Origin of the sequence: Methylobacterium carpenticola, assembly GCF_042748905.1 — a bacterium.
In the GTDB taxonomy this organism is placed as follows: Bacteria; Pseudomonadota; Alphaproteobacteria; order Rhizobiales; family Beijerinckiaceae; genus Methylobacterium; species Methylobacterium carpenticola.
Genome location: NZ_JBHZEO010000001.1, coordinates 1,607,960 through 1,632,503, shown reverse-complemented (window position 1 = coordinate 1,632,503; position 24,544 = coordinate 1,607,960). Strand labels below are relative to the sequence as shown.

Annotated in this window: 23 protein-coding genes and 1 pseudogene; 14 read left to right on the top strand and 10 right to left on the bottom strand. The window is 69.4% G+C overall.

Going from position 1 to position 24,544, the window contains the following annotated elements:
- Positions 1–10: 10 nt before the first annotated feature.
- The 6 genes from ACE101_RS07875 to ACE101_RS07850 all read right to left on the bottom strand — a co-directional run bounded on the left by ACE101_RS07875 (position 11) and on the right by ACE101_RS07850 (position 5,878).
- Positions 11–703 (bottom strand): HAD family hydrolase, encoded by a 693-nt coding sequence (locus tag ACE101_RS07875; protein WP_379127596.1) that lies wholly within the window; start codon positions 701–703, stop codon positions 11–13.
- Positions 700–2,655: a phosphoenolpyruvate--protein phosphotransferase gene (ptsP, locus tag ACE101_RS07870; RefSeq protein WP_379127593.1), complete on the bottom strand. Its 1,956-nt coding sequence runs from the start codon at positions 2,653–2,655 to the stop codon at positions 700–702. Before ptsP ends, ACE101_RS07875 begins: the two co-directional genes overlap by 4 nt.
- Positions 2,656–2,706: 51 nt before the next feature.
- Entirely contained in the window at positions 2,707–3,087 is a 381-nt protein-coding gene (locus tag ACE101_RS07865; protein ID WP_379127591.1) for a PTS glucitol/sorbitol transporter subunit IIA, read from the bottom strand.
- 29 nt (positions 3,088–3,116) lie between these two features.
- Entirely contained in the window at positions 3,117–4,115 is a 999-nt protein-coding gene (srlE, locus tag ACE101_RS07860; protein ID WP_379127590.1) for a PTS glucitol/sorbitol transporter subunit IIB, read from the bottom strand.
- Positions 4,116–4,228: 113 nt separating this feature from the next.
- Positions 4,229–5,029 (bottom strand): PTS glucitol/sorbitol transporter subunit IIC, encoded by an 801-nt coding sequence (gene srlA, locus ACE101_RS07855; protein ID WP_441005375.1) that lies wholly within the window; start codon positions 5,027–5,029, stop codon positions 4,229–4,231.
- Positions 5,030–5,410: 381 nt separating this feature from the next.
- Positions 5,411–5,878: a transcriptional regulator GutM gene (locus ACE101_RS07850; RefSeq protein ID WP_379127589.1), complete on the bottom strand. Its 468-nt coding sequence runs from the start codon at positions 5,876–5,878 to the stop codon at positions 5,411–5,413.
- 171 nt (positions 5,879–6,049) lie between these two features.
- Between ACE101_RS07850 and ACE101_RS07845 the strand changes: the two genes are divergently transcribed.
- From ACE101_RS07845 to ACE101_RS07825, 5 genes are all read left to right on the top strand, one after another.
- Complete coding sequence (locus ACE101_RS07845; protein WP_379127588.1) at positions 6,050–6,682, top strand: hypothetical protein; 633 nt, start codon at positions 6,050–6,052, stop codon at positions 6,680–6,682.
- 766 nt (positions 6,683–7,448) lie between these two features.
- Positions 7,449–8,780, top strand: a complete 1,332-nt coding sequence (locus tag ACE101_RS07840; RefSeq protein WP_379127586.1) for an NAD(P)H-dependent oxidoreductase — start codon at positions 7,449–7,451, stop codon at positions 8,778–8,780.
- A gap of 41 nt (positions 8,781–8,821) precedes the next feature.
- The gene (locus ACE101_RS07835) at positions 8,822–9,853 is read left to right on the top strand and encodes a thiamine pyrophosphate-dependent dehydrogenase E1 component subunit alpha (protein ID WP_379127584.1); all 1,032 of its coding nucleotides are present in this window, start codon (positions 8,822–8,824) and stop codon (positions 9,851–9,853) included.
- 38 nt (positions 9,854–9,891) lie between these two features.
- Positions 9,892–10,890 (top strand): alpha-ketoacid dehydrogenase subunit beta, encoded by a 999-nt coding sequence (locus tag ACE101_RS07830; RefSeq protein WP_379127582.1) that lies wholly within the window; start codon positions 9,892–9,894, stop codon positions 10,888–10,890.
- A gap of 3 nt (positions 10,891–10,893) precedes the next feature.
- The gene (locus ACE101_RS07825) at positions 10,894–12,357 is read left to right on the top strand and encodes an acetoin dehydrogenase dihydrolipoyllysine-residue acetyltransferase subunit (RefSeq protein ID WP_379127579.1); all 1,464 of its coding nucleotides are present in this window, start codon (positions 10,894–10,896) and stop codon (positions 12,355–12,357) included.
- A gap of 152 nt (positions 12,358–12,509) precedes the next feature.
- Here ACE101_RS07825 and ACE101_RS07820 read toward each other — a convergent pair whose 3' ends face one another.
- On the bottom strand, positions 12,510–13,541 hold the full coding sequence (locus ACE101_RS07820) for a zinc-binding dehydrogenase (protein ID WP_379127576.1): 1,032 nt from the start codon (positions 13,539–13,541) through the stop codon (positions 12,510–12,512).
- 97 nt (positions 13,542–13,638) lie between these two features.
- Here ACE101_RS07820 and ACE101_RS07815 point away from each other — a divergent pair, with 97 nt between their 5' ends.
- From ACE101_RS07815 to ACE101_RS07805, 3 genes are all read left to right on the top strand, one after another.
- Complete coding sequence (locus tag ACE101_RS07815) at positions 13,639–14,583, top strand: sugar-binding transcriptional regulator (RefSeq protein WP_379127573.1); 945 nt, start codon at positions 13,639–13,641, stop codon at positions 14,581–14,583.
- A gap of 112 nt (positions 14,584–14,695) precedes the next feature.
- Positions 14,696–15,010 carry a transposase gene (locus tag ACE101_RS07810; RefSeq protein WP_379127570.1) on the top strand — a complete coding sequence of 105 codons (315 nt, stop codon included), beginning with the start codon at positions 14,696–14,698 and terminating at the stop codon, positions 15,008–15,010.
- Positions 15,007–15,546 (top strand): IS3 family transposase, encoded by a 540-nt coding sequence (locus ACE101_RS07805; protein ID WP_379127567.1) that lies wholly within the window; start codon positions 15,007–15,009, stop codon positions 15,544–15,546. Before ACE101_RS07810 ends, ACE101_RS07805 begins: the two co-directional genes overlap by 4 nt.
- On the opposite strand, the pseudogene ACE101_RS07800 reads toward ACE101_RS07805, so the two are convergent.
- Both ACE101_RS07800 and ACE101_RS07795 read right to left on the bottom strand, forming a co-directional pair.
- Positions 15,474–15,671, bottom strand: a pseudogene (locus ACE101_RS07800) (integrase core domain-containing protein); the annotation flags it as partial. The gene ACE101_RS07805 and the pseudogene ACE101_RS07800 overlap by 73 nt on opposite strands.
- Positions 15,672–15,711: 40 nt before the next feature.
- Positions 15,712–17,367, bottom strand: coding sequence for an ISL3 family transposase (locus ACE101_RS07795; RefSeq protein ID WP_379127565.1), 1,656 nt, complete (start codon positions 17,365–17,367; stop codon positions 15,712–15,714).
- Positions 17,368–17,546: 179 nt separating this feature from the next.
- Here ACE101_RS07795 and ACE101_RS07790 point away from each other — a divergent pair, with 179 nt between their 5' ends.
- The 4 genes from ACE101_RS07790 to ACE101_RS07775 all read left to right on the top strand — a co-directional run bounded on the left by ACE101_RS07790 (position 17,547) and on the right by ACE101_RS07775 (position 20,999).
- Positions 17,547–17,789 (top strand): hypothetical protein, encoded by a 243-nt coding sequence (locus ACE101_RS07790; protein ID WP_379127562.1) that lies wholly within the window; start codon positions 17,547–17,549, stop codon positions 17,787–17,789.
- A 150-nt stretch (positions 17,790–17,939) separates the two neighbouring features.
- Complete coding sequence (gene aspS / locus ACE101_RS07785; protein WP_379127560.1) at positions 17,940–19,754, top strand: aspartate--tRNA ligase; 1,815 nt, start codon at positions 17,940–17,942, stop codon at positions 19,752–19,754.
- A 10-nt stretch (positions 19,755–19,764) separates the two neighbouring features.
- A complete protein-coding gene (locus tag ACE101_RS07780; RefSeq protein ID WP_379127557.1) occupies positions 19,765–20,571 on the top strand; it encodes a glycosyltransferase in 807 nt (268 codons plus the stop codon).
- A complete protein-coding gene (locus ACE101_RS07775; protein WP_379127554.1) occupies positions 20,568–20,999 on the top strand; it encodes a GNAT family acetyltransferase in 432 nt (143 codons plus the stop codon). The genes ACE101_RS07780 and ACE101_RS07775 overlap by 4 nt, the downstream gene beginning before the upstream one ends.
- Positions 21,000–21,009: 10 nt before the next feature.
- On the opposite strand, the gene ACE101_RS07770 is transcribed toward ACE101_RS07775, so the two are convergent.
- The gene (locus tag ACE101_RS07770; RefSeq protein WP_379127551.1) at positions 21,010–22,248 is read right to left on the bottom strand and encodes a deoxyguanosinetriphosphate triphosphohydrolase; all 1,239 of its coding nucleotides are present in this window, start codon (positions 22,246–22,248) and stop codon (positions 21,010–21,012) included.
- Positions 22,249–22,350: 102 nt separating this feature from the next.
- Here ACE101_RS07770 and ACE101_RS07765 point away from each other — a divergent pair, with 102 nt between their 5' ends.
- The gene (locus ACE101_RS07765; protein WP_379127549.1) at positions 22,351–22,677 is read left to right on the top strand and encodes a HesB/IscA family protein; all 327 of its coding nucleotides are present in this window, start codon (positions 22,351–22,353) and stop codon (positions 22,675–22,677) included.
- Between the two features lie 31 nt (positions 22,678–22,708).
- On the top strand, positions 22,709–24,535 hold the full coding sequence (locus ACE101_RS07760) for an aq_1923 C-terminal domain (RefSeq protein ID WP_379127548.1): 1,827 nt from the start codon (positions 22,709–22,711) through the stop codon (positions 24,533–24,535).
- The last annotated feature ends 9 nt before the right edge of the window (positions 24,536–24,544 follow it).

Sequence of the window (24,544 nt, the reverse complement as noted above, 5' to 3'; positions counted from 1 at the left end):
CCTCCCGGTGTCAGGCGCCGGCGTTTCCGCGCGGCGAGCCAAGTTCATATTCCGCCAGCTGCCGCGCCATGTCCGTCCACGACCCGGCCGCCCAGGTCGCACCCGCTGCCCGCAGGGCCGCAGCGTCAGGGGCATGGCTGCCACCGGTATACCCCACGGCAAGGGCGCCTGCCGCGACCGCCCCCTGCACGCCGTAGCGGGAATCCTCGATTACGAGGCAGCGTTCCGGCGCGACGCCCATGCAGGCGGCGGCGTGGAGGAACAGGTCCGGGGCCGGTTTGCCGCGCGCGACGTCATGCCCGCTGAACACCACCTCCGGGGGACAGAACTCGGCGAGCCCAGTCTCGGCGAGGCTGAAGGCGATCCGCTGGTGGCTGGACGAGGAGGCGACGCATCGCGCGGTCCGGAGTTCGCGCAGGAAGGCTGTGATGCCGGATGTCGGCTGGAGCCGGCCGCGAAACGCCGCCCGCGTCGCCGGCCAGAGGTCGGCGAGCGCCGCGGGAGCGACCGGGCTGCCGAGGAAGCCCTCGACGTCCCGGATGATGTCGTCCTGCTTGCGGCCGACCGAGCGCAGGATGATCGACGGCGGAACGGCATGGCCGGCCCGGCCTAGCACCTCCGCCATCGCGGCTGCGGCGAGCGGCTCGCTATCGACGAGGACGCCGTCGCAATCGAAGATGATCAGGTCGATGGACCGCTTCATCCGATTTCCGTCACGCACTTCTTGGCCCGCAGGATCGCGCCGGGGCTCATACTGAGTTCGGTGACGCCGAAGCCGATGAAGGTCGGGATTAGGTCCAGATTCGCTGCAGCCTCGCCGCAGATCCCGACCGGGATCCCGGCCTTCCCGGCTGCCTCGCAGATCAACCGGATCGCCCGGAGCACTGCGGGGTGATCCGCCCGGTTGAGTGCCGCCACCCGCGGGTTCAGCCGGTCGGCCGCCATCACGTATTGCGTGAGGTCGTTGGTGCCGATCGAGAAGAACGCGACCTCACCGGCGAGCTCGTCGGCGAGAAGCGCGCAAGCCGGCGTCTCCATCATGATGCCGAGGTCGAAGCGGCCGTGGGCGAGGCCCTCGCGGTCCAGCTCCGCCCGGCACTCCTCAATCAGCTGCCGGACCCGGTGGACCTCCCCGACATCGCTGATCATCGGCACCATCACCTTGATGTTGCCGATGGTGGCGGCGCGCAGGAGCGCGCGGATCTGCGGCTTGAACAGTTCCGGTCGGTCGAGGCAGAGCCGCACGCCCCGCCAGCCGAGGAACGGGTTCTCCTCCTTGGGGAAGGGCACGCCCGGCACCGGCTTGTCCCCGCCCACGTCGAGGGTGCGCACGATCACCGGGTGGGGCGCGAAGGCCTCGGCGAAGCGCCGGTAGACCTGCATCTGCTCGTTTTCGTCGGGCGGGCTCCGACGCTCCATGAACAGGAACTCGGTGCGCAGGAGGCCGACCCCCATGGCGCCCGCTGCCTGGGCGGCCGCGATTTCCTTCGGTGAGCCGAGATTGGCCGCGACCTCGATGCGCCGGCCCGTCCGCGTCATCGGCTCGACCAGACGATAGGCCTCGAGCCGCACCCGCTCGTCCCGCTCGTCCGCGAGCGTGCTCTCGATCCGTGCGACCAGGTCCGGTTCGGGATCGATGTGCACGTCCCCCGTCGCACCGTCGAGGGCAACCTGCCGCGCCTCCTTCAGGCGATCCGCGCCGATGGTGCAGCCGACCACCAGGGGAATGCCGTGCGCCCGGGCCATGATGGCGATGTGCGAGTTCACGGTGCCCTGGCGGCAAACGATGCCGCCGACCGCCGACAGGTCGGCCTCCGCCAGGTCGAGGATGCCGAGCTCGTCGGCGAGAACGATCGCGCCCGGCGGGAGCCCGGTCAGCGTCGCTTCCTCGCGCCCGAGGAGCCGCAGGGCGATGCGGCGGGTGATCGTGCGGATGTCCTCGGCGCGGGCGCGGATGTAGGGATCCTCGACTGCCGCGAAGGCGTCGCTCAATTCCGTCCCTGCCCGCAGCACCGAGGCGGTCGCGTCGAGGCCCGAGCGGATCAGCTGCTCGGTCGCCTGGGCGAGTTCGACGTCGCGCGCGACGTCGATCAAGGCCTCGATGATCTCGGCATCTTCGGGATGCATGTGAAGGCCGTTGCGCCGCCGCTGGAGGATCTCCCCGACCTCGACGACCGCGGCGCGATAGGCCTCGACGTGCTGCTCGATCTCTGCGCCGACGATCGCGCGCGACATCTCGGTCAGCGGCGGGGGGAAGAACGGATGGGCCGGACCCAGGGCCGTGCCCCGGCTCGCCGGCGTGCCGGCGGGGGCGGTGGGCGGGCGCGGCGGGGCGAGCGGCGCCGACTCGGGCTCGGCCATGCGCGGGGCCGCGTCGCGCTGAATCTCGAGGCCGGCATCCTCGGTGACGATGAAGGCCGCCAGCCGCTCGACGGCGTGGGCGGCGTCCTCTCCCACGGCGTGCAGCGTGATCTCCTCGCGCTCCTTGATGCCGAGCAGCATCAGCTTCACGGAACTCTTGGCATTCGCCCGGACGCCGCGGCAGCCGACTTCGATCGTCGAGCCGAACTGCTTGGCGAGCTTGACGAATTGTGTGGCCGGGCGAGCGTGGAGGCCGTCCCGCACTCCCACCGTCACGATGCGCTCACACTGCATGTGGATCCTCCCTGATATTCTTGCGGCGAGTTCGGGACCGCCCGACCGGTGTCAGGCCGAGATGCGGATCTCGGCGCCAGAGTTGAGGGCGGCGAGGAGGGCCTCGGTATTCACCGGCGCGGCGCAGAGGTCTCCCGGACGCTCCGGCACGTCCTCGCCGTTGAAGTTCACCACGACGTGGCCGATGTCCCGGATCTTGGCCCAGGCACGGGAGCCCACCCCCGTCAGTACGGTCCCCACCGCGCCGATGGTCAGCTCGGCGCCGGGGGCGGGGGCGGCTTCGCTCGGGCCATCCTCGACTTTGTGCAGCACCGAGATCTCGGCGAGCTCGGGCGGCGCGCCGTCCGCGAAGAGGATCAGCACGCCTCCGCTGATCATCTCGGCCGCGTCCGGCCCGACTTCGGTGATGCGGCTGCGCAGCAGAATCGTCATGACGATCTCCAATCGATCTGATGTCTTCATCAAAGAAAGAAAGTCGCACCCCAGGCCAGGAGCACAGACACCGGGCCCATGATTTGGCGACTGATGAGAATAGCGGGAACGCCGATCTCGATCGTCTTCGGCTTCGCTTCTCCAAGGGCGAGGCCGACCGGGACGAAATCGCATCCGGCCTGGGCGTTGTAGGCGAACAGGGCCGGCAGGGCCATGGCGGGCGCGATGGTGCCGTTGGCGATCTGCGGCCCGATGATGGCGACGCCCACGACCTGCGCGATCACCGCCCCGGGGCTGAGGACCGGTGACAGGAACGGCAGCGAGCAGATGGCCGCGAGCACGAGCAGGCCGGTGATGGTGTTGGCGAGCGGCCCCATCGGGGCGGCCAGCACGTCGCCGATCCCCGTATAGAGGATCAGCCCGATCAGCATGGTCACGAAGGCCATGAACGGCAGGACGTTGCGGATGACCGTGTCGATCGTCCGTCGGCCGGCATTGAAGAAAATGCTGACCGTCTGGCCCATCACCCGCCCAACGGCGGCGACCATGCCGACGAGGCCGCGCGACCCGGAGGTGGGCGCGTTGTCCTGCACGGGAGCGTTTGGCGCGACGGTCTCGGCCGCCGGAGTCGCCACCGCCGCCGCGGCCGCGGCATCCAAGGGGATGAGGTCGTTCGCCGTGACGCCCGAGACGTAGATGTCCTCTGTGATGAACTGGGCGAGCGGACCGGATTGCCCCACCGGAGTCATGTTGATGGTCGGGATGCGCTTGCGCGGGTAGACTCCGCAGCGCGCCGTGCCGCCGCAATCGATCACCACCGCGGCGATCTCGCTCTCGAGCGGCGGGTTGCGGAAGCCGTCCACCACCGTCGCTCCGGTGAGTTCGGCGAGGCGCGCGGCTACCGGCGGGACGCCGCCGCCCGTCACCGCGACGATCTTATCCCGATCTGGCGTCGGCTGGATCACCAGAGGACCGCCCCAGCCGCCGGATCCCTGCTTGACGCGCACTGCCTTGTACTGCCTGCTCATCGGACCGTTCCTGTACCTTGGCAAGTTCTTCTTGGCCGATCTCGGCGAGATCAGTCTCGTTAGGGTCGCCGTGCATCATCCGCCGGACCGAAGACCGGTCCGGCGGATCAGGTTCAGAGCGTCACGCCTTCGCGGCGCGCCATGATCGCGGTAATCCTTTCCGTCAAGACGCCTTTGAGGAAGCAGACGACAATGCCGACCGCGATATAATAAATAGCCAAAGTAATGTGATATCCGCCAGGAATAGCGCCACGCTTCTCAAGTTCCAGAAGAGCCGCCAGCACTCCGGCCCAGACGAAATACTCGCCAGGATTGGCGTGGGGGAACAGGCCCAGGATAGGGTGCACGAGCGATACGGCCGAGTCGTAGAAGGCGGGCTTATGCTTCTCCTCGAGGAAGGTGCCGAATGTGTAGGCCATCGGGTTGGTGAGGAAGAACACCGCCATGAGAGGGAGCAGCGTGTAGCGGGTCAGGGCGGTGCGGCCGGCAAACCGGGCAACGGCCTGGATCCGCTTCTCGCCGACGAGGCCGGTCAGGGCATAGAACGCCGTCATCAGGGCGATCAGCGTCGGGACGATGCCGGTCATGAAGCTGACGAAGACCTCGCCGCCCTTCTGGAACACGCCGATGAAGTGGCGGCCGGCGGTGGCGAGCCAGCCCAGCTGCTCCTCGCGCTGGCCCGCGGACAGCTGCTGCACCCGCTTGGCGTAATCGTCGGACGAGATCGCCGCGCCGCCAGGAACCATGTCCTGAGCTGCCGCGACCAGGGTGTGGGGCGTCGCCGCATTCATGTCGGCGAAGGCGTGAGATGCGGCCAGTGCCGGCGCGTGATCAAAGCCGGTGGCGACATGCGCGCCGGCGATACTGTGAACAAAATCGAGCAAGCCTTGCGCGGCAATGATGCTCAGGGCCATGTTCCTCACCTCAAGTTATGATTGCGCAGGACAAAAGTCCCGCGGGTTGGAGTCCCTGCCACGATCACTGCCGCGGCGATCCCGATGCTTGCACCGACGGCTGGGTTCCAGGAAATGACTTCCAACAAACCCGCCATGCCGATCAATTAAAGACACTGAAATGTAAATCTAGCAAGTTGTTGCCTCCGTTTTTTGCTCTTTTATTTGGAGGACGTCGCTCGCGTCGCGGTATCGCTGCTCCGATATGTGAGATCGTTTCTGTTAAGTCGCGTGGCAGCATGCACCACGACGAAGACTTGCGCCTTCGATACCGATGCCAGGCCAAATTCGGGGGTGCTTCAGCCTCGTCATCCGCTCCGATGGCACGCGGTCTCCGTCACTTCACCGATCTTGTGGAGGGCGGCCCCCAGGCGCGGAGCTTGTCCAGGAGCTTGCCTCAGATGGGGCCGACGCCCCGCGACCGGCCGTCTTGTTCTCCTCGCGCAGGCGGCAAGCGCGGCGGGCCGCATCCACGACGGCCCGCTGCACGAGGCCGGCGGCGCTCTCCGCCGCGAGGCCCGTCAGGCCGCGGCCTGCAAGATCCGGAATGGGTTGGAAAGCGGCCGTGCTGCTCCAGCCCGTCATCGCCATCGCGCGGTCCACCGTTCCGTCTGGCGCGGCGACCAGAACCGCGACGGCGCGGCGGCCCAGGCGTCCCCTCGCCGATCCCGTGGCGAGCCAGCCGTCCGGTCGGCTCGCCGCGAGCTCCCCGAGCACGGCGCGGCACCGGCGCAGATGCAACCATCCACAGAGCCCCTGCAGGACCCACGCGATGCCAAGGGCGACCAACGCCATGCGCCAATCGATCACGCTACCCTCCCGGTTCGCTCGTCACGCCTCCGCCGACGGGCGTCGTTCCAGGCATATGAACACTTGAACGACTGTCTGTCAATTTGTACGTCTCGGCTTCGCACAGCCGCTTGCGCGGCCCTGCCACCTACTACAACGTCACCATAGATTGTCGGCATCACGGTGAACGCCATGCCCCTGAACCTCGCAGAGACCCTCCTTGCGGAAGGAATCGCGCCGAGCCCGGATCTCTCCCATCAGGTTCGCAAGCTCGGCTTCTTCCGGGAGGGATTTTTCAGCTACGCCGACGCGATCGCCGGCCGCCTTGGCCTCTCCGTGGTCGTCGATCCGGTGCTGCTGACCCGCGCGTTTCTCGACTGGAGGGACGAGTTCCTCGGACAGAGCAGGGTCGCGGATATTAACCGCCGAGACTATATGATTTTTAGTTCGGCGCTGATGCTGTATAACCTCGTCCGCCATCGTCCTGCGTCACTCGACCTTCAGCATCAAGGACATGTTCTGGCGAGTGCGGGAGAAGTCAAGCGATTGGAGGTATTTTGGCCGGAGGGTCTCCTCTACACGGGATACTGCCTCACGACGCTGGATACAGTTCTAGCCCAGGAGGGAGAGGAGCCGATTCATCTCAGCCCGCTGATCGCCGAGACGGCGACGTGGTGGTCGTTTCGCGAGAACGTCCTCGAAGACCCGACGCGGGCGATCGGCTTCCTCGACTTGTTCGTGGGTGCTGAGCCGAACTGGGACATGCCTTGCCTCGCTGCCGACCGCCCGGCGATCCGCGGCCTCGCGCGGCGGATCAGACATTGACGGCGCCGCCGGTGACGGACCCGTTATGCCTAGCGGGACGAGCCGTGCCGTGTTCCGATACCACCACTGTCCCGGCTTCTTGAAGTCGATAGCCATTCCTGCGGAATGGCTATCGATCGAAATATTATTCATCGAGGGGCGATGTTGAACGTCTCAGCGCAAGGATTGGGATTTTGAAGAGCTGAGGCAGTTTGAAAAATCGAGGCTAATTCTTCTAGCCGGTGTCAGAACGCGAGGCATGATGACATCATTTTGCTATGGGAAGCTTCTTGATATCCGAACATATTGTAGATGATGCTAAAACTGATTATTTTAGCGTTCTTATTTACTAATAAATACTTGTGCGTGCTGGTCTCTATTGGTTTCCACAATGTTGGTTGAATCGGGCGAGTATTTCCGGCCGCTCAAGCAGGGCCCAAAGTAAGAAATCGATGCTTCGCCGGATCGGTTGCCGAACCAAAAAACTTACTGCTGCGATCTTAGAAAGAAGAATACCAGAAGGCGCCACGGCTTCTTGACTATATTCACCGCGGATCGGGCGCTGGATCGTGCCACACGGCGGCAATGATCTCATGGCGGATTCATGCGCGCAAGCTCCTGGAGGGGTCCAGACAGAATATACGGCAGGTCGACGGCGCGCCGCCACGGCGCGTGCGACGCTCCGCCATCCCAGACATTTATGTTGACAGAGAGACAAATGTTCGGCATGCAGACGCCAACGTCGCGACGAGCTGAGAACGTGCGCGGCTATCGGGAGGAGCTTCTCATGTCGATCGCCCCAGTCGGACTCGCCGCGAGCCTGCGCGCGCACGCCCAGAAGCACGGACCGGTGACCGTCGGTCTCGCCGGTGCCGGCCAGATGGGAACGGACATGATCGTGCAGATGGCGCTGATGCCGGGCGTCCGGCTCGGAGCCGTGTCCGAGCTCAACCTCGCGGCGGCCAGCCGCGCCCTTGCTCTCGTCGACCGCCAAGGCGTCCCGGCCTCCTCCGGCACGGCCGTAGACGCGGCGATCGAGGGCGGCGGCGTCGCGCTCACCGAGGATTACAAGGCCCTGTGCGCGGCGGGCCGGATAGACGTCGTGATTGACGCGACCGGCAACCCGAATGTCGGCACGCTCGTCGCTCTCGAGGCCTTCCGCTCCGGCAAGCACGTCGTGATGCTGAACGTCGAGGCTGACATCTGCATCGGGCGCCACCTCATGGCGGAGGCACGCCGGGCCGGGGTCGTCTATACGGGCGCCGCCGGGGACGAGCCGGCAGCGACGATCGAGATCGTCGGCTTCGCCCAGGCGCTCGGCTTCGACGTGATCGCGGCCGGCAAGGGCAAGAACAACCCGCTGAAGTTCGATGCCGTGCCGGCGGACTACGAGGAGGAGGCCCGGCGGCGCGACATGAACGCCCGGATGCTGGTCGAGTTCGTCGACGGCTCGAAGACGATGATCGAGATGGTGGCGGTCGCCAACGCCACCGGCCTCGTCCCGGACGTGCCGGGCATGCACGGCCCGGCGGCGACACGCGATGAACTCGCCCAGGTGCTCTGCACCCGGGCGGATGGCGGCATCCTCAGCCGGCCTGGCGTCGTCGACTACTCGATCGGCAAGGGGGTGGCCCCGGGCGTGTTCTGCATCGTGAAGCCGCGCCACCCGCGCGTGCTGGAGCGGATGACCGACCTGAAGGTCGGGCCGGGTCCGTGCTACACGATCTTCCGGCCTTACCACCTCACCAGCCTCGAGGTGCCGCTCTCGGCGATCCGCGCCGTCATCGCGGGGGCGCCCGACATGGAGCCGCTCGACCGGCCGGTGGCGGAATGCGTCACGGTCGCCAAGCGCGACCTCGCCCCGGGCGATCGCCTCGGCAAGATCGGCGAGACCGATTACCGCGGCTTCGCCATGACCTGGGAGGACGCGCGCAGCGAAGGTGCGCTGCCGCTCGGCCTCGCCGAGGGCGCCCAGGTGGTCCGCCCGGTCAAGGCCGGCGAGCGGCTCACCTACGCCGACTGCGCCCCCGACGAGAGCCTGCTCGTCACGCAGATCCGACGCCGCCTCGACGAGGCCGATGCTCGCCAGTGGCCGATCGAGCGCCGCCTGAGCGCCTGAGCGCTCCCCTCGTCCCTCTCCCCTGAAGACTGGAGTCAGGCATGTCCGACGCTGCGCCCTCGGCCGCTCCCGCCCGTGACGGAATGGCCGACAACCGCCCCTTCGCCTTTCGGGCCTACCCGGAGGCGGTGCTCGTCGAGGCCCTCCGCAAGATGTACCTGATCCGCCGCTTCGAGGAGGGAGCGGAGGAGAGCTACATGCGCGGCCTCATCCACGGCACGATGCACCTCTCGATCGGCCAGGAGGCCAGCGCGGTCGGCATGTGCCTGCCGCTCTCCGACACCGACCAGATCACCTCGACCCATCGCGGGCACGGCCACTGCATCGCGAAGGGGGCGGAGGTCGGGCGGATGTTCGCCGAGTTCTTCGGCAAGGAGACCGGTTATTGCCGCGGCCGCGGCGGCTCGATGCACATCGCCGATGTCCGGAAGGGCAATCTCGGCGCCAACGGCATCGTGGCCGGCGGCATCCCGATCGCGGTCGGCGCCGCACTCTCCCTGAAGATGCAGCGGCGGCCCGACGTGGTGATGTCGTTCTTCGGCGACGGCGCCAACAACGAGGGCGCCTTCCACGAGGCGCTCAACATGGCGGCGATCTGGAAGCTGCCGGTCGTGTTCGTCTGCGAGAACAATCAGTACGGCATGTCGGTCTCGACCGAGCGCTCGACGGCGGTGCGCAACATCGCCGAGCGGGCCGCCGCGTACGCGATGCCGGGCGTGACGGTGGACGGCAACGACCTCTCGGCAGTCGCCGAGGCTGCGGTCACCGCCGTCCAGCGGGCGCGGCGAGGGGAAGGGCCTAGCCTCGTCGAGTGCAAGACCTACCGTCATCGCGGGCATTCGAAAAGCGACCGCAACCGTTATCGCACCAAGGAAGAGATCGAGGACTGGATCAGCCGGGATCCGATCGTGCGCTTCGAGGTGCAACTGCAGGAATACGGCGTGATCGACGAAGCCGGCCTCGCCCGCCTGCGCGACGAGGTCGAGCGCTCCATCGCCGAGGGCATCGCCTTCGCCAAGGACAGCCCGTCCCCGCGCCCTGAGGAAGCGACCCGCTTCGTCTACACGGATTGAGCCGCGCGGCCCGACGTCAATCAGATGGACAAGACGACATGAGGGATACCGTGCGCGAACTGAGCTACGCTCAGGCGATCAACGAGGCCATGGCACTCGCCATGGAGGCCGATTCCCGCGTCTTCGTGATGGGCGAGGATATCGGGGTCTATGGCGGCGCCTTCCAGGTGACGGGCGATCTCGTTCACCGGTTCGGGGCCGAGCGGGTGATCGACACGCCGATCGCCGAACTCGGCGGGGCGGGCGTCGCGGTGGGCGCTGCGCTCACCGGCATGCGCCCGATCTACGAGTTCCAGTTCTCCGACTTCGCGACCCTCGCGATGGAGCAGATCGTCAACCAGGCGGCGAAGATCCGCTTCATGCTCGGCGGCGCGGTCTCCGTGCCGCTGGTGATGCGCTTCCCGGCCGGCTCCGGCACCGGCGCCGCGGCCCAGCATAGCCAGAGCCTCGAGGCGTGGCTCGGCCACGTTCCGGGCCTGAAGGTCGTGCAGCCCGCCACGCCGCACGACGCCAAGGGCCTTCTCCTCGCCGCGATCGCCGATCCCGATCCGGTCATGATCTTCGAGCACAAGCTGCTCTACAAGATGAAGGGGGAGGTGCCGGAGGGACACTACACGGTGCCGATCGGCAAGGCGCGAGTGTGCCGGCAGGGCGAGGACGTGACGATCGTCGCGACCGCCATCATGGTGCACAAGGCTCTCGCGGCCGCCGAGGCCCTGCGCGAGGACGGCATTTCGGTCGAGGTCGTCGACTTGCGCAGCATCCGCCCTCTCGACCGCGATACCCTCGTGGCGAGCGTGGCGAAGACCGGCCGTCTGGTCTGCGTCTACGAAGGAGTCAAGACACTCGGCATCGGTGCCGAGATCAGCGCGCTCATCGCCGAGAGCGAGGCCTTCGACTACCTCGACGCACCGATCGTGCGCCTCGGCGGGGCCGAGTGCCCGATCCCGTACAACCCGGAGCTGGAGAAGGCCGTGGTTCCGCAGGTGCCCGACATCGTCGCGGCGGTCCGCTCCCTGGCCGCGCGGGAGCGCTGAGCCATGGCGATGGAAGTCATTCTCCCCAAGGTCGACATGGACATGGCGACCGGCCGCATCTCGCGATGGCTCGCGCGGGAGGGCGACCCGGTCCGCAAGGGCGAAGTCCTGTTCGAGATCGAGACGGACAAGGCGGCGATGGAGGTCGAAGCTCCGGCGACCGGCACACTGCGCCGGGTCTCCGGCGCGGAAGGCATCGACATCCCGGTCGGCCAGGCGGTAGCCTGGATCTACGCCGATGGCGAGGCCGAGACGGTGGCGGCGGCGGCGGCGGCCGGCCGGGAGGCGGATCCCGCGGAGGGGGAGGGCGCTGCGGTGGCCTCCGCAAACGGCAGCAAGCCGGTCCCCGCGGAGTTCACACCCGAACCCGCCGCGGGCCATGCCCCGGTGCGGGCGACCCCGCTGGCGCGGCGGCTCGCCCGCATGAACGGCATCGCCTTGCCGTCCCTGGCCGGGTCCGGGCCCCGGGGGCGGATCCAGCGCCGCGACGTCGACCGGCATCTCGCGGCGGCGCGGCCCGAATCCGCTCCCGCGCGGCACGTGGCGGCGGCGCACGCACCGGCCCCCGCGGCGGAGGCTCCCTCCGCGCGCCCGGTCGAGGCGAAATCCCGCCGCGCGCCCACGGTTGCGCAACCGTCTCCGGACCTGACCGGCCGGGCGCCGTACGAGCCCGCCGGGACCCAATCTCCGCTGCCGGGCTTGGGCGCGGGGATCCCGCTCCATGCCGTCTGGCTGCGCCAGGGCAGCGGCATCCCGGTCGTCCTGCTTCACGGGTTCGGCGCCGACCTCGCGGGCTGGCGCCCGATGCTCACTGCCTTCGACCGCGCCGTGCCGATCCTCGGCCTCGACCTGCCCGGCCACGGCGGCTCCGTCGACGTGCCGGCCCTCGGCTTCGACGATCTCGTCACTGCGGCCGAGACGGCCCTCGTGGCGCTGGGCGTGTCCTGCGCGCACCTCGTCGGGCATTCGCTCGGCGGCGCGGTCGCGACGGCGATCGCGGCCGGTGGTACGATCGAGGCACGCTCACTCTTCCTCCTCGCGCCGGCGGGTCTCGGACCGGAGATCAACACCGCCTTCATCGACGGCTTCGCCGCCGCGACCGACGTGCGCGCCGTGCGGGCCTGGATGGGCGAACTGGTGGCTGATCCGGCCGTGCTCACCGACAGCCTCGTCGGTGCGGCGGCCCGGGCGCGGACGGACGGACGGCTCACCGCGGCGCAGGAGCGGCTCGCCCGCTCGCTGTTCGCACCGGGGACGCAGCTCTTCTCGACCCGCGCGCTGTTCCCGCAATTCGCCATGCCGGTCAAGGTCGTGGTCGGCAGCGAGGATCGCATCGTTCCCGCACGCCAAGCCCTCGGCCTGCCCGGATCCGTGGCACTGCACGTTTTCCCGCAGGTCGGTCACATGCCTCAGCTCGAGCGCAAGGCCGAAGTTGCCCGGCTTCTGGCCGAACTCGCCCGTGCCTGAAGCGTCGAGTCGCGCGATGACCCACGGAGCGCGTCGGGCGATCGGGACACGATCGCTCTCGCCGTTCAGACATCGGCGCCACTCGAACCCGCGGGACGTAGTCCCCACGGGTTCGTGAGCTGTGGTGCGAGCAGCGTCGCCCAGAAAGCGCTTCAGCCCTCGATCGCGACTTTGAGGGCTGCGCCGGACGCGGCCAGCCGCAGGGCGTCCGCCGCCCCGTCGAGCGGGAAGCGGTGGCTGAGGAGGGGAGCGGCCCCGATCCGGCCCGACGCCAGCAGGTCGAGCGCCTGGCCGAACTGCCGGCGCATGAGCCCGAAGGCGCCGGTGACGATCAGCTCGCCGTAATGGATCGCGTTGACGTCGAGGGCTGCGGTCTCGCCACGCGTGAAGCCGGCGAAGAGGCTGACCCGGCCGCCCGGCCGGGCGAGGCGCACCGCGTCTTGGGCGAGGTGAGGAACCCCGATCGCCGCGATGATCACATCGGCACCGGACCCGCCACACCGTGCCCGCACGGCGGCCGAGACGTCCTCCGCCCCCGGGTCGATCACCGCGTCGGCGCCGAGGTCCAGGGCGGCCCGGCGCCGCGCCGGGTTCGGCTCCGACACCACGATCCGGCGCGCGCCGGAATGCCGAGCCAGGGCGACGTGCAGGAGCCCGATCGGTCCGGCCCCGAGCACCACGACTCCGTCCCCCCGGCCCAGGGACACCTTCTCCTGGCCGTTGATGACGCAGGCAAGGGGCTCGGCCAGAGCCGCCTCTGCAAAGGAGAGCCCCTCGGGCAGTGGCAGCACGTTGCCCGCGGCGACGGCGCGGGCCGGCACGCTGACGAGTTCCGCGAAAGCACCGTCGAGTTCGTAGCCCATAGCGGTGAGGCGCATGCACAGGTTTTCCCGCCCGCGCTGGCAAGCCTCGCAGGCGCCGCAGGCAATGGCCGGGTTGACGCAGACCGGGTCGCCTCTCACGAAGCGCTCCGAGCGACTCTCCGCGACGACGCCAGAGAATTCGTGGCCGAGGACCGAAGGGAAGCGCACCCCTGCGGTCTTGCGGCCGGTGAGGATCCGGATGTCCGTCCCGCAGATGGTCGCCGCACGCACGCGGACGACGAGCCCGCCCGGCTCGGGGGCTGGATCGTGGATATCCGCGAGGACGAGGTCGTTGGGCGCACGCAGCAGGGCGGCTCTCATTCGGCTTCTCTCCAAGAACCACGGCCGGAATTTACTTCACAGGAGCGCCCGCCGCCACTTATGACGGGGTCTCAAGCGAGCGGGAGGACGAGCAGGGTTGTCGGGCGTCGAGGATGACCTCAAGACACGGGTGGCATGGCTCTATTACATGGAGGGGCTGACGCAGGACCAGATTGCTCAGGTGTTCGGCATAACCCGGGCTCGGGTTCTGCGCATGCTGGCCGCCGGCCGGGAGGATGGAACTGTTCAGATTCGCATCGTCGCGCCGATCGCGCGCTGCGTCGAGTTGGAGCGCGCGGTCCGCACGCGCTTCGGCATGCACCGCGTGGTGGTGGTGCCGCAGCCGCAGGACGAGGCACAGATCCCGCGCCTGATCGGCACGGCGGTCGGCCACCTGCTCACCGATATACTGCAGGACGGGATGACGATCGGGCTCGGCTGGGGGCGCACTCTCTCGGCCAGCCTGCCTGTCCTGTCGCAGATGCGGTTGACGCAGACGACCGTTGTCTCAATGCTTGGGGGGCTGACGCATGTCAGTGTCTCGAACCCGTCCGAATTTGCGTGGCGCTTCGCCGACCGCCTCGGCGGTGACTGTTACATGCTGGCTGGGCCGGTCTTTGCCCCCGATCACATCACGCGCGAGACGCTGAAGAACCACAGCGGCATCGCAGAGGTCTTCCAGCGGACGCAGCGGCTCGACCTCGCCCTCCTGAGCGTTGGCGAACTTACGCCGAATTCGATCTTTGCACAGTATGGACTCCTTGATCGGGCTGATCTTCTTTCGCTGGAACGAGCGGGCGCAATCGGAGACATTCTGTGCTGGTTTATTGACGCCGAGGGGCGCATCCTCGACCACTCGGTCAATGACCGGGTGCTCGCGGTTCATCCCGACCAGCTGCAGCGCGCCAAGCAAGTGATACTTGCCTCGGGCGGTTGGTCAAAATTCGCAGCGGTGCGGGCCGCCATCCGAATCATCAAGCCGTCCGTATTGGTTACCGATGAGCGAACGGCAGAGCGGCTGCTTGATCAGGATGGGGGTTGAGATTGGATCTCGTAAAAATCGCACGTCGATTGAATGATGTTGACCCGCTCTCGTGGAGCCCATCAGGCTTTCCCACGCGGTGCCTTCGATGCCCCACACACGTCCGCCCTAATTGGCTGAGTTCCGCCGTCAGATAGTCGAACTGGTCCGCGCCGGACGCGATCCCAGGGATCTTGCCCGCAGGGACCTTGCCCGTGAGTTCGAGCCTTCGGCCCAGGCCATCCGGAACTGGGTTGCTCAGGCGGATCGGACCGAGGGCGGCCGTGCGGCAAAGGCCGAGACCCTCACGGCCGCCGAGCGTGAAGAGCTAACCCGTCTGCGCCGCGAGGTGCGCCAACTGCGGCTGGAGCGGGATATCCTGTCGAAAGCCGCGGCCTGGTTCGCGCGGGAGATCGGCGCGGTGCCGTCGGGATCGTCCGGTTCATGAGCGCCAACCAGGCCCCCTTTCCCATCGCCGTCATGGCCCGCGTGCTCGGCGTCTCGGAAGCAGGCTACCATGCTTGGCGGCAGCGGGAGCCCTCTGCCCACGCGCAGGCCGACACCGCGCTGCTGAAGCGGATCCGCACGATCCACGCGGGCTCGGGCGAGGCCTACGGGGCTCCACGCGGTCATGCAGAGTTGGCAGCCGAAGGATCACATGGGCGCAAGCGCGTCGCGCGCCTGATGCGCGCAGGCGGCCTCGTCGGCGCCAGCCGGCGGCGAGACCGCATCATCACCACCCGGCGGGACAAGGACGCTCGACCAGCCCCCGACCTCGTGGACCGCAACTTCCGAGCCGAAGGCCCCAACCAGCTCTGGGTCGGTGACATTGGTCAGCCCCCATTGGAGTGGTCCGGCCTGAAGTATGGCTCTGAGCCGACGTGGTCCTGCCCCGGTTTGTGGTCCAAGGCCTATGCAAGTTCTCGGGCTGTGACAGCTTGGTTGGCGAAGGCTCGGGGCGTCAAGCCGCCGAGGACCGTATGAGGCCGGTCTTCGTTGTAGTGGCACCTCCATTCTTCGATGCGCTCGCGGGCATCGGCCAGCGACAGGAACCATGAGGCATTCAGGCATTCCGCCCGCAGGCGGCCGTTGAAGGCCTCGATGTATGATCCTCCCTCGAGTTGGTGGTTCTCCCGCACTTTGCGTGGATCAGGCCGCGATGAGGGTGCGCCGTCGCAGTAGGTCGAAGCTGGCGCGACCGTACATGGTGCGCTTGAGCATCTTGAGCCGACTGATCTGCCCTTCCGCCTGAGCGTTGCTCCACGACGTCGTTAGCGCGGCCCGAACGGCCGCGCCATCCTGCGTCAAACCGGCCGCGAAGGTCTCCAGCGCAGCGACACCGCAGGTCTGGGTGTCGAGCAGCCACCTGTCGAACTCGCCGGCAGGGTCCGCCGGGCGGTCGCCACCCAGGCCACAGGCCCGCACGAGCATCGTGAACCGCTGCGCCAGATCGGCGATCCGTGCGGCTTCAGGATCCTGCCGGATGCGGGCGAGGTCAGCCGCGGCGCGCGGCTGCAGTGTCGCGAGGGGCTGCACCAGGATCCAGGCCAGCTGCTTCGGAGAGGGGATTGGCACGGCGCTGATCGCCTCGGCGTTCGTCGAGGCGGTTTGCGACAGCCATTTGCGGGCCGTGCGCCGCGCCGGCCTCGTGCGACGTTCGGCGACGAAGCGGTGCACCTGCCGATGGGTCCCCGCGAAGCCCTGGGCACGGATCTCGCGCCAGAGCGCCATGGCGTTCTCGCACCCCTCAGCCATGCGCTGCTCCAGATGAGCGAGGTAGCGGTCGAGGCGAGACGGATTGGGTCGGCGCCTGGCGCGCTCCGGGAAGCTCTCGGCCTGGGCGTACTTGCGTACCGTCGCACGCGCCAGACCCGTCGCGCGCCCGATGGCCAGCAGCGTCTCGCCGGCGAGATGACGCCGGCGCACGTCCTCGTAGGCTGCAAGCCGGCGAGCGCGGCTGTCGCGGCTGATGGCAATCTCGGCCGCGCTGCGGCAATAGGCATGCGGGCGTTCCCCCGGCTGTCGGCCGTCACCTGTGGGAAGGACGGGAAGCTGTCGCAGCCGGCCGTGAGCACGGCCAAGCCAGCGTTCGAGGGCTTGGCGCATGTTGAGGAGGAGGTGCCATCGATCGGCGACCTGGAGAGCAGCGGGGGCGCCCGCCGTGGCCGCTCGGGCGTACTCGGTCGAGCGGTCGCGGGCGATGATCTGGATACCGGGATGGCGACGCAGCCACGCGGTGACGGTCACAGCCGAGCGGTCGGGCAGCAGGTCGATCGGGCGTCGGCGTTCGAGGTCAACGAGGAGGGTGCCGTAAGTCCGTCCCTTGCGGATGGCCCAATCGTCGATGCCGACGGCTCGTGGTGGATCCGCACGCGGCAGCGGGAGGCGGTGCAAGAGGCGCAGCATCGTATCGGGGCTGGTCCGCATCCCCAGGTGGCCGGTCAGGCGTGCACCGGCCTCCGCGCCCGCTGCAAGCCCGATCCGGGTCTGGGCCTGAGCGAGGCGGCGCGTCCGTCGGGCTCGTGGGGGCACCAGCCGTGGGAGAGGCTCGGCGAAGGTGCGGCGGTAGCAGGTGGGATGACGGCAGTAGAAGCGTCGGATGCGCAGGCGCAGCGTCACGGGCTGGCCGAGGCTCGGCAGATCGGCGGGACGGCGATCGTAGCGGCTGTGAACGGCGGAACTGAGCGTGCCACAGGCCGGACATTGCGCATGAGCGCGGCGCACATGGGCGAGGATGACGAGGTGATCAGCGCTCCGAGTGACGCTCTCGATGGCGCAGCCCGGCAGGGATGAGGGGACGATCATCCCGTCCGTGAATCAGCCAGCGCCAGCTTCGTCACCGCGACCGTTCCACGCAAAGTGCGGGAGAACCACCAACTCGAGGGAGGATCATTCGCCGGTTCCACGCCCGCCCTTGATTCAGCGCAAGGACGCCTCCCGTCCTGCAGGCCGATGACCGGACGAGCCAACACGGGGGTTGTCCCATGTCGAACACCGTCATCGCGCGGGCCGCGGCGCCGCTGCGCACCGCCACGACCTTCGCCGTCTCGCTCGTCGTCTCGGTCCTCGCGAGCCTGGCGCTGCTGATCGCCTATGCGCTGCTGGCGCTCCTGTTCAATCTCGGATCGATCGGCCTCGGCGTGACCGCCGCCATCACCAAGGTGCTGTGCCTCGCCGTCATCGTCGGTTGCATCGCGGCCAGCCGGCTGCCGGGGTCCGGCCGCTGAAGGGGGATCCGCAGGGCGGGCTCCGGCGGCAGCCCGCGCTTGACTTGCGCGGGCACGCGTGACTGGGTGCGCCGACTCCGTTCGGGGGGCGGGGCCGTCGCCGGCCGCCCCCGCGGCACTCGATCCAGACACCGCCCGAAGAAGCCAACCATGCATCGCTATCGTACTCATACCTGCGGCGCGCTCCGCCCGTCCGACGTCGGTTCGACGGTCCGGCTCTCCGGCTGGTGCCACCGCGTCCGCGATCATGGCGGCGTGCTGTTCATCGACCTGCGCGACCATTACGGCCTGACGCAATGCGTGGTCGACGCCGATTCCCCGGCCTTCAAGGCGGCCGAGACGGTGCGCTCGGAATGGGTGATCCGCATCGACGGCCGCGTGCGCCAGCGGCCCGCCGGCACCGAGAACCCCGAGCTGCCGACCGGCGCCGTCGAGGTCTACATCGACGATCTGGAGGTGCTGGGGCAGGCGGTCGAACTGCCGATGCCGGTCTTCGGCGATCTCGACTACCCGGAGGAGACGCGGCTGCGCTACCGCTTCCTCGACCTGCGCCGAGAGAAGCTGCACGCCAACATCATGAAGCGCGGGGCGATCATCGATTCGCTGCGCCGCCGCATGCGCGAGGGCGGGTTCTTCGAGTTCCAGACCCCGATCCTCACCGCCTCCTCGCCGGAGGGCGCGCGCGACTTCCTGGTGCCCTCGCGGCTGCATCCGGGCAAGTTCTACGCCCTGCCGCAGGCGCCCCAGCAGTTCAAGCAGCTCACGATGATCGCGGGCTTCGACCGTTACTTCCAGATCGCGCCCTGCTTCCGCGACGAGGATGCCCGCGCCGACCGCTCGCCGGGCGAGTTCTACCAGCTCGACATCGAGATGAGCTTCGTCACCCAGGAGGACGTGTTCCAGGCGGTGGAGCCGGTCCTGCGCGGCGTGTTCGAGGAATTCGCGCAGGGCTGGCGCGTCACCCCGAGCTTCCCGCGCATCCCCTACGCCGAGGCGATGCTGAAATACGGCGTCGACAAGCCGGACCTGCGCAACCCGCTGGTCATCGTCGACGTCACGGAGGACTTCTCGGCCGAGGCCGTGACCTTCAACGCCTTCAAGAACGTGATCAAGGCGGGCGGCGTGGTGCGGGCGATTCCCGCGCCCGGCGCCGGGGCGCAGCCGCGCTCCTTCTTCGACAAGCTCAACGACTGGGCCCGGGGCGAGGGCGCGCCGGGGCTCGGCTACATCGTGTTCGAGGAGGAGGGCGGCCAGCTCTCCGGCCGCGGCCCGATCGCCAAGTTCGTGCCCGCCGAGGTGCAGGCGTCCATCGCCGCCAAGGCGGGGCTGAAGGCCGGCGACGCGGTGTTCTTCTCGGCCGGCACCGAGGCCAAGGCGGCCGGGCTCGCCGGCAAGGCGCGCATCCGCATCGGCGACGATCTCGGCGTCTGCGACAAGGACCAGTTCGCCTTCTGCTGGATCACCGACTTCCCGATGTACGAGTGGAACGAGGACGAGAAGCGGATCGACTTCTCGCACAACCCGTTCTCGATGCCGAACTTCGCGCACGACGCGTTCCTCGGCCTCGACCCGGCCGATGCGGACACGATCCTCGACATCAAGGCGTTCCAGTACGACATCGTCTGCAACGGCATCGAATTGTCCTCGGGGGCGATCCGCAACCATCGCCCGGACGTGATGGAGAAGGCCTTCGCCATCGCGGGCTACGGCCGCGAGGTGCTGGAGCAGAAGTTCGGCGGCATGCTGAACGCGCTGCGCATGGGGGCTCCGCCCCACGGCGGCATCGCGCCGGGCGTCGACCGCATCGTGATGCTGCTCTGCCACGAGCCGAACATCCGCGAGGTCGTGCTCTTCCCGATGAACCAGCGGGCCGAGGACCTGATGATGGGTGCGCCCTCCGAGGTGACGCCCAAGCAGCTCCGCGAGCTGCACATCCGCCTGAACCTGCCCGAGAAGCAGGCCTGACGGTCGATCCGTGCCGAGCCTCGTCGCGGTCGTGGTGGCCGAGGACAGCGCCGCGCTGCTCCCGGCCTGCATCGGGGCGCTGGCGGCGAGCCACGTCCCGGCCCTCGTCGTCGATGCGGCGAGCCGCGACGGCTCGGCGGCCGTCGCCGAGGCGCAGGGCGCGCGGGTGATCCGCCTCGCGTGCCACGAAGGGTTCGCCCAGGCCTGCAATGCGGGGGTGCGCGCGGCGCGAGGGGCCCGGTTCGTGCTGCTGGTTCCGCCCGACGCGACCCTCGATCCCGGTGCCGCCGACGCGTTGCTCGCCGCGGCAGCCCGGCACCCTCAGGCGATCCTGTTCGCGCCGCGCATCGTCGCGCCGGATCCGGTCCTGCGGCCCGGGACCTGCCTGATGGCGCGGCGCGACCTGTTCCTCGCCCATGGCGGCTTCGACGAGATGATCGTGCAGTTCCACGAGGAGGAGGATCTCCGGCGCCGGCTGGCGCGGCGGGCCGGAGCCTGCATCGCCGTGCCGGAGGCGGTGGTGCGGCGGGCGCGGCCCGATCGTCCCCGGCCGAGCCTCCTCTACCGGCTGAGCTGGCATCGCGCGTGGTCGCAGGCCTATGTCGCCCGCAAGCACGGCCTGCCGGATCCGGCGCCGAGCCTGCTCGCGACGCATGCCGCGCGGGCGCTCATCGCCCTCCCGACCTTCGACCGCAAGCGGATCGCCGCCGATTGCGGCGCCGCCGCCGGAGCCCTCGCCGCCCTGCGCGGACGCTCGGCACCCGTCGGACCGTCGCGTCCGGACCGCCGCGACGGTCCCAACCCGCTGCGCGCATGACCGAACCCAGCCTCATCCGCGAGATCCGCGACGGCGACGAGCCGGGCCTGATCGCCCTCTGGCACGCCGCCGGCGTCTCGCGCCCCTGGAACGACCCGCACCGGGACATCGCCTTCGCGCGCTCCGGCCCGCACGCGACCATCCTGGTGGCGGAGGCGGACGGCGCCATCGTCGCCTCGGCGATGGTGGGCGAGGACGGCCACCGGGGCTGGACCTACTACGTCGCGGTGGCGCCCGGACGGCAGAAATCCGGGCTCGGCCGGGCGATCATGCAGGCGGCCGAGATCTGGCTCGCCGCCCGCGGCGTCTGGAAGGTGCAGCTCCTGGTGCGGGCGGACAACGCCGCTGCCGTGGGGTTCTACGAACGCCTCGGCTACCGCGACACCCGCACCGTCTGCCTCCAGAAGGTGATCGGGCCGGCCGGGTAAGGCCGCCGCCTCACGCCGGCCCGTCCGGCCACATCACCCAGTGCAGGTCCGGCGTGTGGTCGAACAGCCGCCGGTGCTGGCTCACCGCGTAGTTGTCGGTCATGCCGGCGATGAAGTCGGCGACGCGCCGGGGCGTGCGCGGATCGCCGGGCCCGTGCAAGGTCGCCCGCCACTCCTCGGGCATGCGGGAGGGATCGGCCGTGAAGGCCGCGAACAGGTCGTGCAGGATCTGCGCGGCCCGCGCCCGCACCGCCATCACCCCCGGATGCCGGTACATGCGGGCGAACAGGAAGGCCTTGATCGCCCGGTCGGCCGCCGCGATCGGCTCCGAGAAGGCCGCGACGGGAGCGCCGGCTCCGCGGATCGCCGCGACGTCGGCGGGGGCGAGCGCGGCGAGCCGCCGCTCGGTCTCGGCGACCACGTCCTCGACGAAGCGGGTGATCACCCGCCGGGTCAGCTCGTGCACCACGCGCGAGCGTTCCAGGCCCGGGTGGCGGGCGTCGATCTCGTCCAGGAGTTCGGCCAGGAACGGCACCGTGCGCAGGTCGCCGAGGTCGAACAGCGCGGCGCGCAGGCCGTCGTCGAGATCGTGGGCGTTGTAGGCGATGTCGTCGGCGAGCGAGGCCACCTGCGCCTCCGGACCCGGATAGGTGTCGAGGGCGAGGTCCTGGATCGCGGTGTATTCGAGGATCGCCACCGGCACGCCGCTCGCGGCGTAGCGGGGCATGGGCCGGCCCTCGGGGGTGAGCAGCGGGCCGTTGTGCTTGACGAGCCCCTCGAGGGTTTCCCAGGTCAGGTTGAGCCCGTCGAAGGTCGCGTAGCGCCGTTCCAGGCGGGTGACGAGGCGCAGGGCCTGCGCGTTGTGGTCGAAGCCGCCATGGCCCGCGAGGCAGGTCTTCAGGGCGTCCTCGCCCGTATGGCCGAAGGGCGTGTGGCCGAGGTCGTGGGCCAGCGCCAGGGCCTCCGCCAGATCCTCGTCGAGGCCGAGCGCCCGGGCCAGCGCCCGCGCGATCTGGCTCACCTCCAGCGTATGGGTGAGGCGGGTGCGGTAATGGTCGCCCTCGTGGTGCACGAAGACCTGGGTCTTGTGCTTGAGGCGCCGGAACGCCGCCGAATGCACCACGCGGTCGCGGTCGCGCTGGAAATCCGATCGGGTCGGCGAGGGCGGCTCGCCGATCAGGCGCCCGCGCGACCCCGCCGGATCGCTGGCATAGGGGGCCCGCCAGCGCTCACCGTTCCGTCCCCGCACGATCAGTCCCTCCGCCGATGCCCCGCACGGTTCCGGTTGCGGCCGGGGCTCCCGGTTCCTATCTTGCGAAGCACCAAACCGGCCTTTTAGCTAGGGCTGTCGATGACCGAGATCACCCTTACGCCGCGCGCCGCCCGGCGCATCAACGAGATCATGGGCGCCGAGCCGCCCGGTTCCATGCTGCGGATCAGCGTGAACGGCGGCGGCTGCTCCGGATTCCAGTACGCGTTCGACATCGCCCGGGACCGCACCGGCGACGACGTCGCCGTGGAGCGGGACGGGGCGACCGTGCTGGTCGACCCGCTGTCCCTGGAATACATGCGCGGGTCGACCATCGACTTCGTGAACGACCTGATCGGCCAATCCTTCAAGATCGAGAACCCGCAGGCCACCGCATCCTGCGGCTGCGGCACCTCCTTCTCGCTCTGATCCCGCCCGCCCTCGCGCAGGAACCGACGTCATGACCCGCTGCACTCGAACGGGCGTGGCCCGAGCCCTGCTGTGCGCCGCCCTGCTCGGCCCGGCCGCCGCACCCGGTCTTCCCACCCTCGTGGCGCCGGCCCTGGCGCAGGACGGGACGGTCGCCCTCGACGACCTCTCGTTCCGCTTCGGCGCGACGCTGGTGAAGGTGCCGCGCCTCGAACTGCGCGGCACGGCACTCTCGCGGGCCGATCTCCAGGCGATTCTCGATCCTGCGAGCGCGGAGCCCTGGCCTGCACGGCTGCGGCGGCTCTCCGCCGAGAGCCTCGCGATCCCGCTGCTGCGGGTCGAGCAGGCGCTCGGCGACACGGTTCAGGTCGTGGTCTATCGCGACCTCGTCGCCCGCTCCCTCACGGAGGGCCGCATCGGCAGCCTCGACGTCGCCGGGGCGGTGCTCACCGTCGAGGGCGGCGGCAAGGGTGATGGCAGGAGTGGCGGAGCGAATGCGGGGGCGGGCGCCTATGGCCGCATGGCCGCCCGCGACCTCGACCTCACCGGTCTCGCCCGTCTCCTCACCGAGGCCGGCGGGCCCGAGGCGCCGAATGTGCGCGTCTACGGCTCCATCGCCATCGACGACATCGCGGTGAGCGGGCCGCGGGGCGAGGCCTTCCGCATCGGCCATCTGGAGGGCCGCGACTTCGGCGGGCGGCCGACCGCGATGCCGTGGGGCGAGGCCGCGAACCGGCTCTCCGCGGGCGATCCCGCCAAGGCCTCGCCGGAGGAGCGGGCGCGGGTGATGGCGCTCGCCGCCGATCTCCTCGATGCGGTCTCGGTCGGTCCCGTCGAGCTGCGCGATCTCTCGGTGATGGATCCGGGGGAGGGCGCGCCGACCCGCTTCACCCTGGCGCGCCTCGCCTTCGGCCCCGATGGCGGGGCGGGCATGGTGCGCACGGAGGCGCTCGCCCTCGACGGGCCGGAGCTGCGCTTCGGCCTCAAGACGCTGACCCTCTCGGGCCTGTCCCTCAAGCCGACCCTCGCGGGCCTGCGCCGCAGCGCGGCCGGGCCCCTCGACCCGGCGGAGATGCGCCGCTACGCGCCGCTGATCGGCCGCGTCGCCCTCGATGGCCTGGAGGTGGACGTCCCGCCGGCCAAGGACCCTGGCAAGCCCCTGGCCAAGGACCCGCTGAAGGCCGAGGCGCCGGTCCACGTCGCCCTGCGCTCCGCCTCCCTCGACATGAGCGCGCCGCGCGACGGCATCCCGACCGCGGCCCGTCTCAACCTCGACGGCCTCGCCTTCCCGGTCTCGGCCAGCGATCCCTCGCTCGCCGCCCTGGCTGGGCTCGGCTACACGGCGGTCGACCTCTCCGGCGTGCTCGATTCGAGCTGGAACGAGGAGACCCGCGAGGTGTCGGTGCGCGAGTTCTCGCTCACCGGCAAGGATATGGGCCGCGCGCGGCTCACCGCGACGCTCGGCGGGGTCGGCAGCGAATTGTTCAACCCGGACGTGGCGGTGTCCTCCCTCGCGCTCCTCGGCGCGACCGCCAAGGCGCTGGCGCTGACCGTGGAGAACAGCGGCCTGTTCGAGCGCTTCGTGGCCGATCAGGCCAAGGCCCAGAGCCTGAAGCCGGCGGAGCTGCAGCAGGAATACAGCGCGGCGGCCCTGCTCGGCATCCCGGCGGTGCTCGGCAATTCCACCGGCGCGAAGGCGCTCGGGCAGGCGGTGTCGCGCTTCGTGACGAAGCCCGGCCGCCTCACCGTCACCGCCGCCGCCAAGGATCCGGGCGGGCTCGGCTTCCTCGACGTGAGCACGGCCGCGAGCCCCGGCAAGGTGTTCGAGCGGCTCAACGTGACGGCGACGGCGGAGTAGAGGCGCCGC

Coding starts and splice junctions, on each gene's coding strand:
- ACE101_RS07875 (WP_379127596.1), bottom strand. CDS start 703: ATGAAGCGGTCCATCGACCTGATCATCTTCGATTGCGACGGCGTCCTC.
- ptsP (WP_379127593.1), bottom strand. CDS start 2,655: ATGCAGTGTGAGCGCATCGTGACGGTGGGAGTGCGGGACGGCCTCCAC.
- ACE101_RS07865 (WP_379127591.1), bottom strand. CDS start 3,087: ATGACGATTCTGCTGCGCAGCCGCATCACCGAAGTCGGGCCGGACGCG.
- srlE (WP_379127590.1), bottom strand. CDS start 4,115: ATGAGCAGGCAGTACAAGGCAGTGCGCGTCAAGCAGGGATCCGGCGGC.
- srlA (WP_441005375.1), bottom strand. CDS start 5,029: ATGGCCCTGAGCATCATTGCCGCGCAAGGCTTGCTCGATTTTGTTCAC.
- ACE101_RS07845 (WP_379127588.1), top strand. CDS start 6,050: ATGCCCCTGAACCTCGCAGAGACCCTCCTTGCGGAAGGAATCGCGCCG.
- ACE101_RS07840 (WP_379127586.1), top strand. CDS start 7,449: ATGTCGATCGCCCCAGTCGGACTCGCCGCGAGCCTGCGCGCGCACGCC.
- ACE101_RS07835 (WP_379127584.1), top strand. CDS start 8,822: ATGTCCGACGCTGCGCCCTCGGCCGCTCCCGCCCGTGACGGAATGGCC.
- ACE101_RS07830 (WP_379127582.1), top strand. CDS start 9,892: ATGAGGGATACCGTGCGCGAACTGAGCTACGCTCAGGCGATCAACGAG.
- ACE101_RS07825 (WP_379127579.1), top strand. CDS start 10,894: ATGGCGATGGAAGTCATTCTCCCCAAGGTCGACATGGACATGGCGACC.
- ACE101_RS07820 (WP_379127576.1), bottom strand. CDS start 13,541: ATGAGAGCCGCCCTGCTGCGTGCGCCCAACGACCTCGTCCTCGCGGAT.
- ACE101_RS07805 (WP_379127567.1), top strand. CDS start 15,007: ATGAGCGCCAACCAGGCCCCCTTTCCCATCGCCGTCATGGCCCGCGTG.
- ACE101_RS07795 (WP_379127565.1), bottom strand. CDS start 17,367: ATGATCGTCCCCTCATCCCTGCCGGGCTGCGCCATCGAGAGCGTCACT.
- ACE101_RS07790 (WP_379127562.1), top strand. CDS start 17,547: ATGTCGAACACCGTCATCGCGCGGGCCGCGGCGCCGCTGCGCACCGCC.
- aspS (WP_379127560.1), top strand. CDS start 17,940: ATGCATCGCTATCGTACTCATACCTGCGGCGCGCTCCGCCCGTCCGAC.
- ACE101_RS07775 (WP_379127554.1), top strand. CDS start 20,568: ATGACCGAACCCAGCCTCATCCGCGAGATCCGCGACGGCGACGAGCCG.
- ACE101_RS07765 (WP_379127549.1), top strand. CDS start 22,351: ATGACCGAGATCACCCTTACGCCGCGCGCCGCCCGGCGCATCAACGAG.
- ACE101_RS07760 (WP_379127548.1), top strand. CDS start 22,709: ATGACCCGCTGCACTCGAACGGGCGTGGCCCGAGCCCTGCTGTGCGCC.